Below are 18512 nucleotides of genomic sequence, written 5' to 3' on the forward strand. Positions count from 1 at the left end.
TGAATGGAAATTTATTCTTGATCCTTGCTGATGAAACGACGAGTCTTACTTTACTGATTTTATAAATGAATACCTAATTATAAAACAGGTAATGCACCTGCTTTTATTAAAGCGCAAACCTTTGCGTATCTTTTTTGAATTGTCTATTGATGAGATTAGGTTTTTGAAAATATATTTGTATAATAGGTTTGTTAATTCAATAAAATTTATGCGAGACTTAAATAGGCAAACAGCTTTTAATCGGGTTCGTCCGGAACGTATTATTCAATTTGGCGAAGGTAATTTTCTTCGCGCTTTTGTGGATTGGATTATATGGAATATGAATGAAAAAACTAATTTCGATAGCAATGTCGTAGTAGTACAACCGATTCCTAATGGAATGGTGGATACCCTTAATGCTCAGGATGGCTTATATCACCTTATACTGAAAGGTTTATTCAATGGCGAAGCTATACATAACACACAATTGATAGATGTTATCAGTCGCGGGATAAATCCATATATCCAATTCGAGGAATATCTTAAGTTAGCTGTCAATCCAGATATACGCTTTGTAATATCTAATACTACAGAAGCAGGCATATCATTTGACCCCGATAATAAATTTGAAGATAAACCTGCAAATAGCTATCCAGGAAAACTCGTGCAATTACTGTATCACCGTTTCAAAAAATATGATGGGGCAAAAGATAAGGGTCTTATTATTTTCCCTTGCGAATTGATATTTGACAACGGAAAAGTATTAAGACAGTGTATCGATAAATATATCAAACATTGGAATTTGGGAGAGGAATTCAACGAATGGGTAAAACAATGTTGCTATATATATAGTACACTTGTCGATCGGATTGTCCCGGGCTATCCTCGTGAAACAGCAGTTCAGATAAAAGAACAAATTGGTTATAATGATTGTCTGCTAGATGAGGGTGAAATATTTCACCTGTGGGTGATAGAAGCACCACAAAGTGTCGCAAAAGAGTTCCCTGCCGATAACGCAGGATTGAATGTTTTGTTTGTTCCTAGTGAAGAACCATATCATGAGCGTAAAGTAACATTGCTAAATGGTCCTCATACTGTACTTTCTCCGGTCGGATATCTATCTGGATTAGATACTGTTCGCCAATGTGTAGAGGATGAAGTTATAGGTGCTTATGTTCAAAAAGTAATGTTTGAAGAATTACTTCCTACTCTTAATTTGCCAAAAGAGGAACTGATTCGGTTCTCTAACGATGTGCTCGACCGTTTTCGTAATCCTTATATAAAACATCAACTAACGGGCATTATGCTTAACTCTTTTTCTAAATTTAAAACTCGAGATCTTCCTGGGTTGAAAACATATTTTAGCCGTAAAGGTTCCTTACCAAATGGTATCCTATTAGGGCTAGCTGCAATCATCACTTACTATAAAGGGGGGAAGCGTGGAGACGATATTATTGTTATTCAAGATGACCCGAAAATTGTAGATATGCTTCAAAGACTTTGGGCAACAGGCTCAACACGTCAGGTTGCCGAGGGAGTTCTTGGTGCACAGTTTATATGGGGCGAGAACCTTAATAATGTATCGGGACTTACCGATAAAGTAACAAGTTACCTTGATGCTATACAGCAGAAAAAAATAAAAGAAGTAGTAAAGGAGATCCTTTGATGAGTAAATTTATAAAGATCAATCCTGCCGACAATGTTATTGTTGCTATAGATACAATATCAGCAGGTCAGAAGTTATCGATAGATAATATATCGTTTACAGTACTCGAAGATGTCCCTACAGGACATAAGATAGCCTTACAGAATTTTACAATTGGAGATAATATTGTCAAATATGGTTTTCCTATTGGTCATGCATTTAAAGATATCAAACAAGGTGCACTTGTCAATGAGAAGAATATAAGAACTAATCTTGATGGTGTTTTAGAGTATAATTATGAACCTCAGGATGTTTGTGCTGAATCTGTAAATGAGATCCTTACATTTAAGGGTTACCCTCGTAAGAATGGAACCGTTGGTATCCGCAATGAGATATGGGTTATTCCTACTGTAGGATGTGTAAACGGGATCATAAAAGAATTGGTCAATGATTTGAAAACTGAAACCGGATGCAAAGGAATAGATGCAATTGTAGCCTATCCGCATAACTACGGTTGCTCTCAGCTTGGCGACGATCATGAGAATACACGTAAGATACTTCGCAATATGGTTTTACATCCTAATGCCGGAGCTGTTCTTGTAGTAGGGTTAGGGTGCGAAAATAATCAGCCTGATGCTTTTCGCGAGATGCTTGGCGAATACGATACGGATCGTGTCAAATTTCTTGTTACTCAGAAAGTAAATGATGAGCATGAAGAAGGTCTGAAAATTCTGCGCGAACTTTACAATTTGACTTCAGAAGACCGTCGAGTTGATGTTCCTTTAAGTGAATTGAAAATAGGGTTGAAGTGTGGTGGATCTGACGGATTTTCTGGAATAACGGCGAATCCATTATTAGGTGTATTTTCAGACTTTCTTGTTGCACACGGAGGGACAACAGTCCTGACTGAAGTTCCTGAAATGTTCGGTGCTGAAACGATACTAATGGGACGTAGCCAGAATAAAGAGGTTTTTGAGAAGACTGTTCATCTGATAAACGATTTCAAAGAATACTTTATACAGAATAAGCAATCAATATACGAAAACCCTTCACCTGGAAATAAGGCTGGAGGTATATCCACCTTAGAAGAAAAATCACTCGGGTGTACACAGAAATCAGGTACGTCAATAGTAAAAGATGTTTTGATGTATGGAGATCTCCTTAAAAAGAGTGGATTAAATCTATTAAGTGCACCCGGTAACGATCTTGTTGCAAGTACAGCTCTGGCAGCATCGGGTTGTCATATAATATTGTTTACAACAGGCAGGGGAACACCTTTTGGCACATTTGTCCCAACTATGAAAATATCTACTAATAGTAATTTGTATAAACATAAACGAAATTGGATAGATTTCGATGCCGGAACATTGCTCGAAGGCGAAACGATGAGAGATCTAAGTAAACGTTTTATCGAATATGTAATAAAGGTGTCCAATGGAGAGCTTGTAAATAATGAAAAAAAAGATTACAGAGAAATTGCAATATTTAAGACAGGAGTTACTCTTTAGCTAATTTCAAGATAGATGTTTTAACCTGATATGTTTTTTACAGAAGATTGCCTGATTGACAAAATGCAAGGAATAATAATCTGTTGAACTTTATTACTCCCTTTAATTTGTCTAAGGAGCAATTTGCATGCTGTTCCTCCCATTTTATACGTTTGATGAGTCATAGCCGTTAAAGGAGGATCTACGTAGTTGGAATGCATCTCGTCTGTATACCCGATTAGAGCAATGTCCTCAGGTATTCTTAGTCCCCATTCCCTAATAGCTTTCATCGCTCCAAAAGTCAAGCTGTCTGTCATACCTAGAATTGCATCAGGAGGATTAGTTAATGCCAATAATATGCGAGTCCCTTCATAACCTGTTTCATAACTTATTTTTTTACAAAATACGAGTTCTTTTTCTATTGGTATCTTATTTTCTCGTAAAGCCTGAAGATATCCATGTTTTCGTTGTTTAACTATTTCAAGGTGGTTTGCTCCTCCTATAAAAGCGACTCTCTTTGAACCCGTTTCAAAAAAATGGTTTGTAGCCCTTTGTGCAGATTCGACATTGTCAGTTATAACAGAAGAGAATTTTTCTTTGAGACAAATCCGGTCAAAAAAAACTAAAGGTACATTTTGCTCAAGTAAAACATCAAAATGAGAGTAATCTGTTGTTTCCTGTGAAAGACACGCAATTATGCCCTCGACCCTGATGTTAATCAAATCTTCGAGACATTGCTTTTCCTGTTCATATTGCTCATATGAAGATGTAATAATTGTCGAATAACCATTTTTTCGTGCAATATCATTGATCCCACTAATAATAGACGAATAATAATGGGTGACTATATCGGGAACTATTATGCCAATTATTCTCGGTGAGTTTTTTAGCAAACTCATAGCAAAGGGATTAGGACGATAATTTCGTTTTCGGGCTAAAGCTTTTACCTTATCTGTAATTTCCTTACCCACTTCGGGACTATTTTTTAGAGCTCGAGATACTGTAGAGATTGATACTCCCAATTCCTTAGCCAAATCTTTTAAAGAAATAGGTCTTATCTTTTGCATAGTATATATAATAATTAAAGAATAAAGATACATAAATGCAAATTAAGCGCAAAGGTTTGCGTTCGATTTTATACTTACTAAGGTTGAAGAAAATGCATGATGTTATATTTTTGAACAATAACAATTATTTAAAATAATATAGTGGAATACAGAGAAATAGGAAAGACCGGAATGAAAGTCTCCAATCTTAGCTTCGGTGCCTCATCATTGGGAGGTGTTTTTCATCAAATCAAAGAAGAAGAGGGTATAAGAGCTGTACATACAGCAATAGAAAGCGGCATCAATTTTATTGATGTTTCCCCTTATTACGGGTATCTGAAAGCTGAAACAGTGCTGGGTAAAGCATTAAAAGGCATTGACCGTAATAAATACTATCTATCGACTAAAGTAGGTCGTTATGGAAAGGACGGGGTAAACCACTGGGATTATTCAGCACAGAAGGCTACCGAAAGTGTCTATGAAAGTATTGAACGTTTGAATATCGACTATATAGACTTAATCAATGTACATGATATTGAGTTTGCCGACCTGGATATGGTATGTAATGAAACGCTTCCGGCCCTTGTCGAATTAAGAGAGAAGGGCATAGTAAAACATGTGGGTATAACCAATCTTACTCTACGACATTTTAAATATATAATTGATAAGGTTCCGGAAGGAACGGTAGAAAGTGTATTATCATTCTGCCATTATTGCCTCAATGACGATGCATTGACCGATTACATAGACTACTTCGAAACAAAAAAGATCGGAGTAATTAACGCTTCTCCGTTTTCGATGGGATTGCTAACCGAGCGGGGAGCTCCCAATTGGCATCCCGCACCAAAGCCATTGCAGGATCTGTGCAGAAAGGCTGTTAATCATTGTAAATCGAAAGGAGTCTCAATTGAACAATTGGCTATAAAATATTCAGTTAGTAATCCACGAATTGCAACTACATTGTTCAGCACGACCCGTCCGGAGGCTGTTATACAGAATATAGTATGGGTAAAACAAGCCCTAGATGAAGAATTGCTACATGAAGTGCAAACGATATTAGCACCTCGTTTCAGAGATACTTGGTTAAACAGTTAAATGTAATGTAAGATGAAAGCTATTACGATATTAGAAGAGAATAAACTCGCTATTGTTGAACGGGAAAAACCAATTCTTAAACAAGGGGAAGTACTCGTCAAGATAAAATATGTAGGATTCTGCGGTTCCGATCTGAATACATTTTTGGGTAAAAACCCAATGGTCAAACTACCGGTAATACCCGGTCATGAAATAGGAGCTATTGTAGAAGCCATAGCAGAAGGCGTACCGGAGAATATACAACGGGGTATGGCGTGCACAGTAAACCCTTATACCAATTGTGGATATTGTTCCTCTTGCCGTAACGGACGGCCTAATGCTTGCCAGTTTAACCAGACATTGGGTGTTCAGCGTGACGGCGCTATGTGCGAATATATTGCTGTACCTTGGCAAAAAGTGATCGTTGATAAAGATATCACCTATAAAAATTTTGCCTTGGTAGAACCGATGAGCGTTGGTTTCCATGCCGTTTCGCGTGCACAAGTAACCGATCTGGATATTGTATTGGTTATAGGCTGTGGAATGATTGGTATTGGCGCTATTGTCCGCGCAGCAATACGTGGAGCCAGAGTCGTCGCAATGGATATGGATGATAATAAATTGAGTCTGGCAAAACAATTGGGTGCAGTTTACACTATCAATTCCAAAACAGAAGATGTACATAATCGCTTACAGGAAATAACAAATAATACCGGCCCCGATGTTGTGATTGAAGCCGTAGGTGTTCCTATTACTTATCAGACAGCAATAAACGAAGTTGCATTTACCGGACGAGTAGTTTGCATAGGTTATGCTAAAACGGAAATAGCCTTCCATACTAAATATTTTGTTCAAAAGGAAATAGACATTAGAGGGTCACGGAATGCTATGCCTGAAGATTTCCGGGCTGTAATAGAATATATGAAACGCGGAATTTGCCCTGTCGATGAACTGATTAGTGGTATATATCGACCCGAACAAGCACAGCAGGCTCTGCAATATTGGGCAGAAGATCCGGGTAAAGTGTTCAGAGTACTCATTGAGTTCTAAAAAAATATACATGTATGGAATACAAGATAATCGATGCACATGCCCACCTTTGGCTTAAGCAAGATACGGAAATAAACGGACAGAAAATAAAAACACTCGATAATGGGAAGTCCATATTTATGGGAGAAGTGCGTCAGATGCTTCCTCCCTTTATCACTGATGGAAGAAATACAGTTGAGGTATTTCTTTCTAATATGGATTATGCACAAGTGTCCGCAGCTGTTATTACTCAAGAATATATAGATGGGCTACAAAATACTTATTTATGGGAAGTACAGAAAAAATACCCGAACCGTTTTCTTTGTTGTGGCATGTTTGATGTAAGACAGCCGAATTATTTAATACATGCAAAAGAACTAATTGATAGCGGTTTTAAAGCTTTAAAAATACCGGCACAGCGTTTTATTTCGTCCGAAGAAAGATTGTATCTCACTTCCGAACCTTTAATGGAAATATTCAAGTTGATGGAGACGAATGACATACTGTTATCCATAGACCTTGCCGATGGAGATACGCAAGTTGGAGAAATGAAAGAAATTATTTCAGAATACCCCAATCTGAGAATCGCGATCGGACATTTTGCTATGGTAACCCGACCTAAGTGGCAGGAACAAATAAAATTAGCACAAAATAAAAATGTAATGATCGAATCAGGGGGAATCACATGGCTGTTTAATGATGAATTTTACCCATTTAAAGGAGCTGTAAAAGCCATAAAGGAAGCTGCAGATCTGGTGGGAATGGATAAATTAATGTGGGGATCTGATTATCCCCGTACTATTACAGCTATTACATACCGAATGTCATATGATTTTATTTTAAAGTCAAAAGAAATAGAAGAGGAAAATAAAGCACGGTTTCTTGGATTTAATGCAGAAAAGTTTTACCGATTTAAGAACTTGATTGACCTTCCTTATATTAAAAATATGTCAGAATAGATAATAACTTATATACCATGAAAACAAATAACAAAAACAAATATACCATAACTCTAGCGCTTATATTCAGTTTGTTTTTTATATGGGCTATAAGCAGTAACTTATTGCCTACAATGATAAGGCAGCTGATGAAAACCTTTGAGCTTTCTGCATTCGAAGCATCTCTGACTGAGGCTTCTTATTGGATGGCTTATTTTATATTCCCTATACCAATAGCAATGTTTATGAAACGCTTTAGTTACAAAGCCGGAATTATTGTTGGACTGTTGATTGCTGCTACAGGAGGATTATTGTTTTTTCCGGCAGCATCTATACAACAATACTGGGCTTATCTGGCTATCTTCTTTATTATTGCAACAGGTATGTGTTTTCTCGAAACAGCAGCCAATCCTTACGTAACTGCTTTAGGAAGTCCAGAAACAGCTCCTCGCAGGCTCAATCTTGCCCAGTCATTTAATGGGTTGGGTGCATTCATTGCAGCAATGTTCCTTAGTAAACTGGTATTGAGCGGCAATGACTATAGTAGAGAAACTATCCCTACCGATTATTCTGGTGGATGGGAAGGTTTTGTACAACTCGAAACAGATGCGATGAAGCTACCATACTTAATTCTCGCAGGTATTTTAATTGTAATTGCGATTATCTTTATATTTTCTCATTTACCCAAAATTAAAGAAGGTGACCGTGAGGAGGGAGATATTAAAGGCGAAAAACTGATTGATTTTGGTGTGCTGAAGCGTTCTCACTTGCGCTGGGGTGTTATAGCCCAATTCTTTTACAATGGTGGACAGACTGCCCTGAATGCTATGTTCCTGATTTATTGTTGCAAATATGTAGGACTTTCGGAAAGTACAGCTACTACATATTTCGGGTTCTATATGCTGGCATTTTTGTTGGGACGCTGGATCGGAACAATGTTGATGGTAAAATTCAAGCCTCAGAGTATGTTGGTTATATATGCTCTTGTTAATATTATGTTATGTGCTGTAATTATGATATTTGGAGGTATGACAGGTATATATGCGATGCTTGGGGTATCATTCTTTATGTCGATCATGTACCCTACTCAATTTTCTCTTGCTCTGGAGGGATTAGGGAGTAAAACAAAGAGTGGTTCGGCTTTCCTTGTTATGGCTATTGTCGGCAATGTTGTGCTACCTCCATTAACAGGACATTTAATGGACTTGAATGAACGCTTGTACCACATAGCTTATATAATTCCTCTTGTATGCTTTATTGTATGTGCCTATTATGGTTGGAAGGGCTATAAGATTATAAATTAAAGAGATAAATAATAGTTTTTTAATATTAGATGATTTAAATTAAGCAAGATGGAAAAAAAGGAATTTGGTTATACTTCAAAAAGATATGATTTTCCAACTAAACGTTATTATCAGACTTTAGATCTAAAAAATGATGCCAATCTGATAGAAATGTATAGGCAGCGTCATCAAAAGGGATTCTATTGGGACGAAGTTGGAGCAGGTATCCGTGAAATAGGAGTTCTTGAGATGGAAATATTTATATACAATCAACATTTGGTTATGGTTGTGGAAACTGCCTTAGACTTCGATTGGGAAAAATCTTTTGAGAAATTATCAGAAATGCCGATACAAATCAAGTGGGAGGAATATATGGCTATATTTCAAGATGCGGATTCGAAAGCCTCATCATCTGAAAAATGGCAAAGAATGGAGCGGATTTTTCAGCTGCCTTAGTTTCCCCGTTACTACGTTGAAAAATACAAAAAATAATAGAAAGTAATAACTAAATATATAATACCGAATGAAAAAAAATATTCAAAGATTAACTTACATTTGGCTTGGGATCCTACTGATGTCTTGTTCGGCGACAAAGCATGAAACGTTGTTGGAAGGGAGATATAGCCCCACTTGGCAGTCGCTTTCTCAATATAAGCAGGCTCCAGATTGGTTTCGTGATGCAAAATTTGGAATTTGGGCACATTGGGGACCTCAATGCCAACCGGAACAGGGTGACTGGTATGCCAGAGATATGTATATGGAAGGGACTCATAAATATAAATGGCATGTTGAAAACTATGGACATCCTTCAGAATTTGGATTCAAAGATGTAATCAATTTATGGAAAGCCGATGAATGGAATCCTGACCAACTGATGGATTTATATTATAAGGCAGGAGCGCGTTATTTCTTTACACTCGGAAACCATCATGATAACTTTGATCTCTGGGAAAGCAAATACCAGACATGGAACTCAGTGAACTTAGGCCCACGCAAAGATATTGTCGGTGCATGGGAAAAAGCAGCCAGAAAGCATAATCTGCATTTTGGAATCAGTATCCATTCTGCTCATGCGTGGACATGGTATGAAACGGCGCAAAGAGCCGATAAAGAAGGATCCAAAGTTGGTATACCGTATGATGGGAAATTAACAAAAAAAGATGGAAAAGGAAAATGGTGGGAAGGTTACGATCCTCAGGAGTTATATGTACAAAACCATGCATTGAGTAAAGAAAGTGAAGATAACTGGAAAATCCACAGTCAATGGGCGTGGGGGAATGGAGCATCAGTTCCTTCAGATGAATATTGCCAGAACTTCCTTGACAGAAATATTGATGTCATAAACAAGTACAACCCCGATCTGATTTACTATGACGACACAAGCTTGCCACTATGGCCGATAAGTGATGTGGGGCTAAAGATTTTATCGCACTTCTATAACAAAAGCTTAAAATATAATAATGGAAAAAATGAAGCCGTTGCATTTGCTAAAATATTGACCGATGAGCAAAAAAACGCTTTGGTTTGGGATGTGGAGAAAGGTATTCCGGATAAGATTCAAGAAAAACCATGGCAAACATGTACCTGCCTCGGAGTTTGGCATTATGATCGATCTATTTATGAAAATAACCATTATAAATCGGCCAAGACGGTGATACATATGCTAATTGATATTATAAGTAAAAACGGGAACTTATTGTTAAGTATTCCCCAGAGAGGAGATGGCACAATAGATGATAAAGAGTTGAAAATACTGGAAGATATTGCAGCCTGGATGGCTGTAAATAATGACGGCGTATATGGGACTCGCCCATGGAAGGTGTTTGGAGAAGGACCGGTTGCCGAGGCACCTAACCCTATACAAGCTCAGGGATTTAATGAAGGTAAACACCAACCTTACACATCAGAAGATATCCGTTTTGTGACTAAAGGAAATGCTCTGTATGCGCATGTATTGGCATGGCCAGAGAATGGCAAAGTTGTAATAAAGTCTCTGTCTGATGGGAATAGTTTGTACCCTAAAACGATTCATAATATAGAAATGGTGGGTAATGATGGGAAAATAAAATATTCCAGAACAAAAGAAGGCTTGGTTATTGAATTACCTGAAAATACAGATAAAAAGGCCATATCTATCTTATTGAAAATTATTTAAGAAAAGTCTTTTTCGTTCTAAGAAAGTCGACTATAAAGTTATTCATAAACTAACAGAAAATATATAAAATAAAAATATTTGCAGATGTTCTTCTAAAACAAAACAGGTATATAATGCTTATTGCCCTTGTGTTAATAATGATTATGCAGACTCAGTTAAGGAAGAGAATATAGGAAGCCTTTTTATGTGACAAAACATGCTTGATAATCAATGTATTCTGAATAGGTATGTGGGTTTTGATTATGAAACAGGAGAGCCTTATTCCGCTGATTTTGGTTGTGCAACTTCGAATCGTAAAGATGGAGTTGTATATATATGGAAAGAAGTTGATGGAATTTAGTATATACTAAATATCTCTATGTTAAAACTACAATCAAAAATAGACGAAGATGTAACAGTTTTAAGTTTAAGATTGATGATATTGATGACATACAGTTGTCACTAAATATATTTATTTTTGCTCTTAATTGTTATTTGAATGATTGTATACTAATAAATAAAATTAAATGAGAAAATTATTTCTGTCCTCTTTCAAAGATGTAGCATCTTTATTGATAGATTTTGCAAAAGAAGACATAAAAGGGAAAACCGTAACTTTCATCCCAACTGCGAGTATTAATGAAAAGGTAAAGTTTTACGTTGAATCAGCACGTAAAGCATTCGAAAAGATGGGTTTAGTAGTAGACGAGTTAGAGTTAACAAAGGCTACTAGTAAGGATATACTGAACAAGTTGAAAAAAAATGATTATATCTACGTTTCGGGAGGAAATACATTCTTTTTACTTGAAGAGTTAAAGAGAACAGGAGCAGATAAGATAATTATAGATGAAATTAATTCGGGAAAATTGTATATTGGCGAATCCGCAGGAGCAATGATTGTGTCTCCAAATGTTGAATATGTTAAGGATATGGATGATTGTAAGATGGCATCAGGTCTAAATACATTCGAAGCTTTGAATATAATTGATTTTTATCCGGTGCCTCACCATACAAACTTTCCGTTTGCTAAAGCAGTGGAGAAAATAATAGCTAAATATGAATCAAAAATAAATTTATATCCGATTAATAACTCTCAAGTTATTTTAGTAGAAAAAGATAATATTCGGGTTGTTGGTAAATAATTTATATGCATTTATAGGGGCTGTTTTTGCCCTGTGCTTATATGAAAAAAAATAATAGGAAATACCGAAAGTATTTCCTATTATTTACTAAAATTGTCAGATGTAGGTTGGGGCTGATTTATTTAGCAGTAGCTTCTACGTATTCCTTACCTTCGTCATCCAAGATAACAACTTTAATGCTTTCTTCTGATTTTGAAGATAGGGTTACTTTAGTAAGTTTCTTATCTGCATTGTAGGCAAGAGCTGTAACATTATAAGATTCAGTGTATCCTTGTATCGCAGCTTGTACTTTCTCATTCAAGTCTTCAAACTTCACGTCTACATATCCATCATCGTTTGTTTGATTGATAGCAACAACTGCATTATTTTCACTAGAGAAACTTTGTACATTTGCAAAAGTTGATGTTCCAAAAACTATCGCAATGGCTAACATCATAAATTTCATTGTTTTCATGTCTTCTAATTTTTAAATTACTATTAATTTAGGTATAAATGTGTAATCTTCACTTACACTATATAGTTTGCAATAGCTATGCCAAAAGAAATAGAAATGTCTTTTGTTTGTGTAATGTGTTTATTATTAGATTTTTATTTCATTTTTTTTTAATAAAGAAGAATAATCGAACTGTAGAATTGTGGAAAATTTCTACAATCTAAGTTGTGGAAAACTAAATAGAATCATTAATTGTTCGTTTTATATATAGAAAAGACTAAGTAATGGTAGAAACTCCCGAGAAAAATATAAGATTCAAAGCTGTGCTTATATATTTAATCGTAGCTCTTATTTGTTGCGGAATGCTCATTTATATATATAAACTTAGAGACGATATCGATGATCAAAAAAGGAGTGTTTTGCAGTACTATAAGGAGTTGTCACTTGTAAACAAGCTGATTGATTCTGTAAACGCATCACAATTGGAAGTAAACCTTTATGTGTCCTCGAAACAAGTAAAGCATTATAAACTCTTTAATGAAAGATTAAATATTGTTGAATGTTTAATGGATTCTCTAAGTCATATAAATCCACTACACAATGAGAAACTACAGCAGATCAATAATCTTTTGGTAAAGAAAGGAGTAATTGTATCAAATTTGAATAAGCAGTTTAGCAATAAAAATCCAATCGAGTCAATAAATGAAGTATTAAAAGAAATTGATCCTGTTATCAGAAAAGATACTGTTTTAGTTACTGCTACCATACAAGATACTATAATCTATTCGGGCTCTAAAAAAGGTTTTTGGAAAAAACTGGGTGAATTATTTTCATCATCAAAAGGATCAGATACTGTAACTTCTATTACTACAGCCAAATTGGATACATTGACCATGCCCAAGAATGATACACTCCATATAGTATCAGAAGTCACAGAAATAGCCGAACAAGCTAAAGACGATTATGTAAAACGAATTATATCAATCGAAAGCAATTTAAGTAATCTAATTGTAGCAGACCAAGAAATTTCTTCTGAGATTACAACATTGCTTATTGGTTTGTATAACCAGACCGTGCAGACAAGACTTGATGAAATTCAGAAAAGCGAACAACTTATACGAGATAATAATACTTACTCTATTATAAGCAGTATTGTTTCTCTTATCCTGATTTTTATATTCATATTGCTTATAATAAGTGATGTAAATAAAAGTTATAGGTTGCGAAAGAATCTAGAGCAGGCAAACCGAAGAGTCAAGCAGATTCTGGATAGCCGTCATAAGTTATTACTGTCTATTTCTCATGATATTAAAACGCCTCTTAATTCTATACTCGGAACCTTAGAATTAAAAGAAACAAGGTATAATTTCCTTTCTGATGAGATTCGTACAATGAAGGATTCGGGACAATATATTCTTGCACTTTTAGGTAATTTATTAGAATTTTCGAGTATTGAGCAAGGTACCTCGAACATATCGAATCGTATATTTAATTTGCGTGACTTGTGTCAGCAGATAGTCGAAATGTTTATTCCTTTAGCCAATAAGAAGAAGCTAAAATTGTCTTATTCATTTGGATTCTATGAGAATTTGATATTGTCATCTGATTCTTTAAAAATCAAGCAGATACTAATAAATATCTTATCTAATTCGATTAAGTATACATCTGAAGGTTCCGTTCAATTTGATGTGAAATATTCTAATTCCATATTATATTGCATTATAGAAGATACGGGCGTAGGTATTCCTGAAAATCAAATAAAAAATATATTTCTACCATTTAGCCGGATAGATCAAAATTCTCATTTATCCGAAGGCTCAGGATTTGGTCTGTACGTAGTTAAGGGGTTAGTCGATTTACTAAAAGGGAGTATAAAAGTTTCTTCTCAGGAAGGGACAGGCTCGAGAACTGAAATATCTATTCCTGTAAGCGAGGTCTTTGTAAAGGATAGTTTCATTCCTAAGAGAATATTAGTGGTAGACGACGATATGTCTTATCTGATTATTATTCGTAATATGTTATTAAGCCTAGGGCATATACCTTCTACTTGTAACAATATAGATGAATTTGACGCGATAGTAGCTGAGATTGGTCAATATGATGAGATCTTGACAGATATGGAAATGGAGACTTTTAGCGGTATTGATGTTTTAAATAGGATAAAATACAGTGGAATAAATATACCGATTACAATAGTCACAGCCCGAGAAGATGTCGATTATGATGACTTTATAAGAATGGGCTTTAAAGCCTATGTTAAAAAGCCTGTGTCAATAAGTGATCTAAAATTATTATTTGGAGGGCAAATAAAAGATGAAAGGAAGACTGGTTTTAGTTCGCTTAATAAAATGCTGGAAGAAGATTCTGATGCTTTACATGAGGTTCTGATATCTTTTGTTCAATCTACAGCAGAAAACGTGAGTCGGCTTAAGCAGGCTCTCCTTGAGAGTGATTTTAATACGGCTCAACTTATTGGTCATAAAATGCAGCCAATGTTTATACAACTTGCGGCTGTTGATAAATTAGATATATTGAAGAAACTAGATGCACATCGTTTAGATGCTACTGCAATGTATCCCGATTGGGAGAGCGATGTCTTTGAATTTATCGAATATGCCGAACAAATAATAAATGATGTTCAAAATTATTTGGATTCTCATTAAATTTCCATACCATATTGATGCATTTTATTGTAAAGGGTTTTTCTATCAATATTGAGTAGGTTAGCTGCTTTCGTTTTATTTCCCTTTGTTATTTTTAAGGCTTTGATAATTTGCTCCCGTTCATCTATTGGTAATAAGATTTGCTCTGTTTGTTTCGGGATTTGGATAAACTCAGGTAAAAGGTCTGGAGTAATTTCTGTTCCTTTCGTAAACAATACTGTTCTACGTATTACATTTCTTAATTCTCGCAGATTTCCGGGCCAGTGGTATTCTTTTAGTATCGACATACATTCTTCCGAAAATCGCTCCACTTTTCGTTCCAATTCTTTATTGGCATCAGTTAAGAAGCTATTTGCAAAAAGAACAATATCATCTTTTCGCTCGCGCAAAGGTGGAACTATGAGTGTAAATTCATTTAATCTATGGTACAGATCTTCTCGGAAACGTCCTTCGGTGATAGCTGTTTCCAAATTTTCATTCGTTGCAACTATCATTCTTACATCTACTTTTATGTCTGTGGCAGAACCCACCGGGCGTATTTTTCGCTCCTGTATGGCTCTTAATAACTGAACCTGAACCTCATATGACAAATTTCCGACTTCATCAAGAAAAACAGTACCTCCCTCTGCTTGCTCAAATACACCCTTCTTATCTGCAATAGCAGAGGTAAAAGATCCTTTAAGATGTCCAAACAGTTCACTTGGGGCTAATTCTTTTGATAAGCTACCACAATCCACAGCTATAAACTGAGCTTGTTTTCTTTGACTGTAATCATGTATCATTTTAGCCGTATATTCTTTTCCGGTGCCGCTTTCTCCTCTTATAAGTACAGACAAATGTGTCGGTGCTACGAGTTGTATATGCTCATACATCTGTTTGGATAAATCACTGGTACCATAAACGATACGTGTAGTAGAAAGTGTTTCTTTTGATGTTTGAATAGGAGTATGATTTAAAGCCTCTTCTATTTTTGATTTTAGAACTTCCGGGTTTATGGGTTTTTCCATATAATCAAAAGCTCCAAGTTTAATTGCAGAGACTGCACTTTGAACTTCTCCGTAGCTCGTCATAACAATAACAGGAGTATTAATTTTCTTCTCTCTGATCCAAGTCAGTAACATTATACCATCTCCATCAGGAAGTCTTAGGTCTGTGATGATTAACGAGAAATCAACTTTTAATAAATCTTTTTTAGCTTCGTCTACAGTCGATCTAACCAAAGGATCAAATCCATTTTTATTAAACCATTTTTTTAGGACAATTCCGAATGTATTGTCATCTTCAATAATTAAAACTTTGGAAGCCATTATTCATTATCAGTTAGAGGAATATTCTCTCAAAATTATTTGTTTTTATTTTCAGACGAAAAGCTTTTATTCATAATTAACACTAATGAATAAAATGCTATTAGATCAACTTACTAATCAAAGTTGTATAAAACAACATATAGCTGAAGGGGATTAATCTCCCCTCAACTATATTGTTTGATTAATAATAATCATATGTTTTTTGTAAATGAGATTGATAATGGGTAACCTAAATCAATTCCATTTAAATAGTTTCATACCTATAACGAAGCAGATAATTCCAAGAGCTGATAAAGTACAAGTAGGATAAATCACTTCCATCCATCCTGCTCCCTCATTAAAAATGCTACGTATTCCATCTGTTAGTGCAGTTAGCGGAAGTAACTTAATAGTACTGATGCTCCACTCGGGGAAATTATGGTAACTAAAGAAGATTCCCGATAACAGCATCATAGGCATTTGTACAGCATTAATCCATCCTGTGCCCACCTCCGTTTTAGTAGTACGGGATGCAACTAAGATGGCGATTCCTGTAAACGCAAGGTTTCCGGCCAAAAATAAGACAATCAACGCTCCGATGTTTCCCTGGATATGAATATCGAATATTAGCCATGCGAAAAACAGAAGAATCAGAGACTCAACTACATTCATGAGAATACGTACAAACATCAATGCAAACAAGAAATTCGACTTCTTCATGGGTGTTGCAACCATCCGTCTTAACAATTTCTGGGATCTTCGTTCGATAATTGTATAACTAATTCCCCACATAATAGAACTCATCAATCCGAAAGCAATTAGCCCTGGTATGAGGAAGTCAATATAACGAACACCTAGTAATGTTAATGGTTCTATATTGGTGTTTTCTGCATTCATGGTTAAATCGGGTGATTTTACCAATGCTGAAAGTTTCATATATGCTAATTGAGACTGAGTATTGAGCGGGTCGAAATGATAGATGGCCTTTCCCAACGAGTCTGTAACAATCACATCTGCTTCGCCCCTCTTTAATGAAATGATAGCAGAATCCCAGTCGCTTTGTGAGAACTTAAATACGGTATTACCCAGTTCTTTGTTACTAATTTTCCAATTTAGGACGTTCCCATCTTTACTTTGTACATTTGTTCCATAAATATGGAGGAGTGAATCTAATTCTGTTTTATTCTTTTCTACAAGAATAACATTAAATTTTGATTCCGTTTGCTGTGTAAAAGCCAAACCCAATCCGATGGAGATGAGTACAGGAAAGATCATACCCCAAAAAAGAACTTCCGGTTCACGGATTGTTAATAAAAACTGGGTCTTGAAAAGTTGATATAGTTGATTGGTTTTGATTGATTCCTTTATTGACATAATTGAAAGTATATAAGTGTTATTTACAGTACAATATTTCCGTTCTCTCGAAGAGCTTTTCCTGTGAGGTTGATAAATAATTCGTCGAGGTTACGGGAATTTTCGTCCAACAATTCTTCTAGTTTTCCTTCCTTTAATATTTTTCCTTCATCAATAATGATTATATGGTCGCAAAGAGATTCAGCTTCTTCCATATAATGTGTTGTCAGGATAAGAGTGGTTTCACCTTTGTCTTTTAATTCTTTCAGAATATTCCACAGGTCGAGTCGCGAATGTGGGTCGAGTCCGGTAGTAGGTTCGTCCAAAAAAAGAATTTGAGGAGTATTTAGTAGTGCTACTCCTAAAGCAAGCCGTTGTCGTTGTCCTCCGGAGAGTGTTCCTACCATAGATTTTCGTTTACTTTCCAGACCGGTGAGTTCGATAATTTCATTTGCTCGTTTCTCACCAAGTCGGAAGAAACTGGCAAACAAGCATAATGTTTCAAAGACAGTCAGTTTATCCGAGAAACGAGTCTCTTGTAATGATAGACCTATTATTGCCCGGAGTTCCTTTTCATTCTTATGCCAATTTTTACCCTGCAAGAGAATTTCTCCGGAGTCCGGCTTTTTTAATCCTTCCATCATCTCAACCATTGTTGTCTTTCCGGCTCCATTAGGTCCAAGCAAAGCTACAAATTTGCCGGGTTCTATTCCAAAAGAGATACCTCTAACGGCATGTACATCCTTAAATGACTTATATACGTCTTTTACTTCTATCTGATACATTATTCTAATTTATTTACCCTACCTATTTATTATTAAGTGATAAAAGTAATAACGAATTTTATCACTACAAAGTTTTGGTATTTGGTAATCTATTTTGATTATAGCTCTAAACACATCTTTATATCCATATTAAAATTAAAGGCGTATGTTGTTCATTAGTTTGTTATTGTATGTTTCTGTAAGAATATTTGAGAGATGCTGTATTTGTGATATTCAATACCGCTTTAGAAGACGC

The 18512-nt window shown here is 35.6% G+C and carries 16 protein-coding genes; 11 read left to right on the top strand and 5 right to left on the bottom strand.

All coding sequences use genetic code 11. From position 1 onward, the window contains the following. Positions 1 to 208 precede the first annotated feature (208 nt). Together E4T88_RS04135 and E4T88_RS04140 are read left to right on the top strand one after the other, a co-directional pair. Positions 209 to 1645 (top strand): tagaturonate reductase, encoded by a 1437-nt coding sequence (locus E4T88_RS04135; protein ID WP_135104196.1) that lies wholly within the window; start codon positions 209 to 211, stop codon positions 1643 to 1645. After that, positions 1642 to 3132: a UxaA family hydrolase gene (locus E4T88_RS04140; RefSeq protein ID WP_167755424.1), complete on the top strand. Its 1491-nt coding sequence runs from the start codon at positions 1642 to 1644 to the stop codon at positions 3130 to 3132. Before E4T88_RS04135 ends, E4T88_RS04140 begins: the two co-directional genes overlap by 4 nt. 20 nt (positions 3133 to 3152) lie before the next feature. On the opposite strand, the gene E4T88_RS04145 is transcribed toward E4T88_RS04140, so the two are convergent. Continuing rightward, entirely contained in the window at positions 3153 to 4178 is a 1026-nt protein-coding gene (locus tag E4T88_RS04145; protein WP_135104198.1) for a LacI family DNA-binding transcriptional regulator, read from the bottom strand. Between the two features lie 141 nt (positions 4179 to 4319). On the opposite strand from E4T88_RS04145, the gene E4T88_RS04150 reads away from it, so the two are divergent. The 8 genes from E4T88_RS04150 (at position 4320) to E4T88_RS04180 (ending at position 11757) form a co-directional block, all read left to right on the top strand. Next, positions 4320 to 5252: an aldo/keto reductase gene (locus E4T88_RS04150; protein WP_135104199.1), complete on the top strand. Its 933-nt coding sequence runs from the start codon at positions 4320 to 4322 to the stop codon at positions 5250 to 5252. A 12-nt stretch (positions 5253 to 5264) separates the two neighbouring features. Beyond that, positions 5265 to 6281: a zinc-binding alcohol dehydrogenase family protein gene (locus E4T88_RS04155; RefSeq protein WP_135104200.1), complete on the top strand. Its 1017-nt coding sequence runs from the start codon at positions 5265 to 5267 to the stop codon at positions 6279 to 6281. Positions 6282 to 6295: 14 nt separating this feature from the next. Beyond that, positions 6296 to 7219: an amidohydrolase family protein gene (locus E4T88_RS04160; protein ID WP_135104201.1), complete on the top strand. Its 924-nt coding sequence runs from the start codon at positions 6296 to 6298 to the stop codon at positions 7217 to 7219. Between the two features lie 17 nt (positions 7220 to 7236). Beyond that, complete coding sequence (gene fucP, locus E4T88_RS04165; RefSeq protein WP_135104202.1) at positions 7237 to 8502, top strand: L-fucose:H+ symporter permease; 1266 nt, start codon at positions 7237 to 7239, stop codon at positions 8500 to 8502. A gap of 48 nt (positions 8503 to 8550) precedes the next feature. Continuing rightward, positions 8551 to 8937, top strand: coding sequence for an L-rhamnose mutarotase (locus E4T88_RS04170; protein WP_135104203.1), 387 nt, complete (start codon positions 8551 to 8553; stop codon positions 8935 to 8937). A 67-nt stretch (positions 8938 to 9004) separates the two neighbouring features. Then, positions 9005 to 10636 (top strand): alpha-L-fucosidase, encoded by a 1632-nt coding sequence (locus tag E4T88_RS04175; RefSeq protein ID WP_135104204.1) that lies wholly within the window; start codon positions 9005 to 9007, stop codon positions 10634 to 10636. A 196-nt stretch (positions 10637 to 10832) separates the two neighbouring features. Then, positions 10833 to 10976, top strand: coding sequence for a hypothetical protein (locus E4T88_RS17960; RefSeq protein WP_167755425.1), 144 nt, complete (start codon positions 10833 to 10835; stop codon positions 10974 to 10976). 166 nt (positions 10977 to 11142) lie between these two features. Then, positions 11143 to 11757 carry a peptidase E gene (locus E4T88_RS04180; protein ID WP_135104205.1) on the top strand — a complete coding sequence of 205 codons (615 nt, stop codon included), beginning with the start codon at positions 11143 to 11145 and terminating at the stop codon, positions 11755 to 11757. A gap of 118 nt (positions 11758 to 11875) precedes the next feature. Here the strand turns inward: E4T88_RS04180 and E4T88_RS04185 are convergent, their stop codons facing one another. Continuing rightward, on the bottom strand, positions 11876 to 12211 hold the full coding sequence (locus tag E4T88_RS04185) for a hypothetical protein (RefSeq protein ID WP_135104206.1): 336 nt from the start codon (positions 12209 to 12211) through the stop codon (positions 11876 to 11878). Positions 12212 to 12474: 263 nt separating this feature from the next. Between E4T88_RS04185 and E4T88_RS04190 the strand changes: the two genes are divergently transcribed. Further along, on the top strand, positions 12475 to 14853 hold the full coding sequence (locus tag E4T88_RS04190; RefSeq protein ID WP_135104207.1) for a hybrid sensor histidine kinase/response regulator: 2379 nt from the start codon (positions 12475 to 12477) through the stop codon (positions 14851 to 14853). On the opposite strand, the gene E4T88_RS04195 is transcribed toward E4T88_RS04190, so the two are convergent. The 3 genes from E4T88_RS04195 to E4T88_RS04205 form a co-directional block, all read right to left on the bottom strand. Then, positions 14850 to 16160 (bottom strand): sigma-54-dependent transcriptional regulator, encoded by a 1311-nt coding sequence (locus E4T88_RS04195; protein ID WP_135104208.1) that lies wholly within the window; start codon positions 16158 to 16160, stop codon positions 14850 to 14852. The genes E4T88_RS04190 and E4T88_RS04195 overlap by 4 nt on opposite strands. 234 nt (positions 16161 to 16394) lie before the next feature. Beyond that, a complete protein-coding gene (locus E4T88_RS04200; RefSeq protein ID WP_135104209.1) occupies positions 16395 to 17513 on the bottom strand; it encodes an ABC transporter permease in 1119 nt (372 codons plus the stop codon). 23 nt (positions 17514 to 17536) lie between these two features. Further along, positions 17537 to 18277 carry an ABC transporter ATP-binding protein gene (locus E4T88_RS04205; protein WP_135104210.1) on the bottom strand — a complete coding sequence of 247 codons (741 nt, stop codon included), beginning with the start codon at positions 18275 to 18277 and terminating at the stop codon, positions 17537 to 17539. Between the last annotated feature and the right edge of the window lie 235 nt (positions 18278 to 18512).

This window comes from Dysgonomonas mossii (assembly GCF_004569505.1).
Lineage (GTDB): Bacteria > Bacteroidota > Bacteroidia > Bacteroidales > Dysgonomonadaceae > Dysgonomonas.

Bases quoted from the DNA above. Each gene is read 5' to 3' on its own strand.
- E4T88_RS04135 (WP_135104196.1), top strand. From the start codon at position 209: ATGCGAGACTTAAATAGGCAAACAGCTTTTAATCGGGTTCGTCCGGAA.
- E4T88_RS04145 (WP_135104198.1), bottom strand. From the start codon at position 4,178: ATGCAAAAGATAAGACCTATTTCTTTAAAAGATTTGGCTAAGGAATTG.
- E4T88_RS04155 (WP_135104200.1), top strand. From the start codon at position 5,265: ATGAAAGCTATTACGATATTAGAAGAGAATAAACTCGCTATTGTTGAA.
- E4T88_RS04160 (WP_135104201.1), top strand. From the start codon at position 6,296: ATGGAATACAAGATAATCGATGCACATGCCCACCTTTGGCTTAAGCAA.
- fucP (WP_135104202.1), top strand. From the start codon at position 7,237: ATGAAAACAAATAACAAAAACAAATATACCATAACTCTAGCGCTTATA.
- E4T88_RS04170 (WP_135104203.1), top strand. From the start codon at position 8,551: ATGGAAAAAAAGGAATTTGGTTATACTTCAAAAAGATATGATTTTCCA.
- E4T88_RS04175 (WP_135104204.1), top strand. From the start codon at position 9,005: ATGAAAAAAAATATTCAAAGATTAACTTACATTTGGCTTGGGATCCTA.
- E4T88_RS17960 (WP_167755425.1), top strand. From the start codon at position 10,833: ATGCTTGATAATCAATGTATTCTGAATAGGTATGTGGGTTTTGATTAT.
- E4T88_RS04180 (WP_135104205.1), top strand. From the start codon at position 11,143: ATGAGAAAATTATTTCTGTCCTCTTTCAAAGATGTAGCATCTTTATTG.
- E4T88_RS04185 (WP_135104206.1), bottom strand. From the start codon at position 12,211: ATGAAAACAATGAAATTTATGATGTTAGCCATTGCGATAGTTTTTGGA.
- E4T88_RS04190 (WP_135104207.1), top strand. From the start codon at position 12,475: ATGGTAGAAACTCCCGAGAAAAATATAAGATTCAAAGCTGTGCTTATA.
- E4T88_RS04195 (WP_135104208.1), bottom strand. From the start codon at position 16,160: ATGGCTTCCAAAGTTTTAATTATTGAAGATGACAATACATTCGGAATT.
- E4T88_RS04200 (WP_135104209.1), bottom strand. From the start codon at position 17,513: ATGTCAATAAAGGAATCAATCAAAACCAATCAACTATATCAACTTTTC.
- E4T88_RS04205 (WP_135104210.1), bottom strand. From the start codon at position 18,277: ATGTATCAGATAGAAGTAAAAGACGTATATAAGTCATTTAAGGATGTA.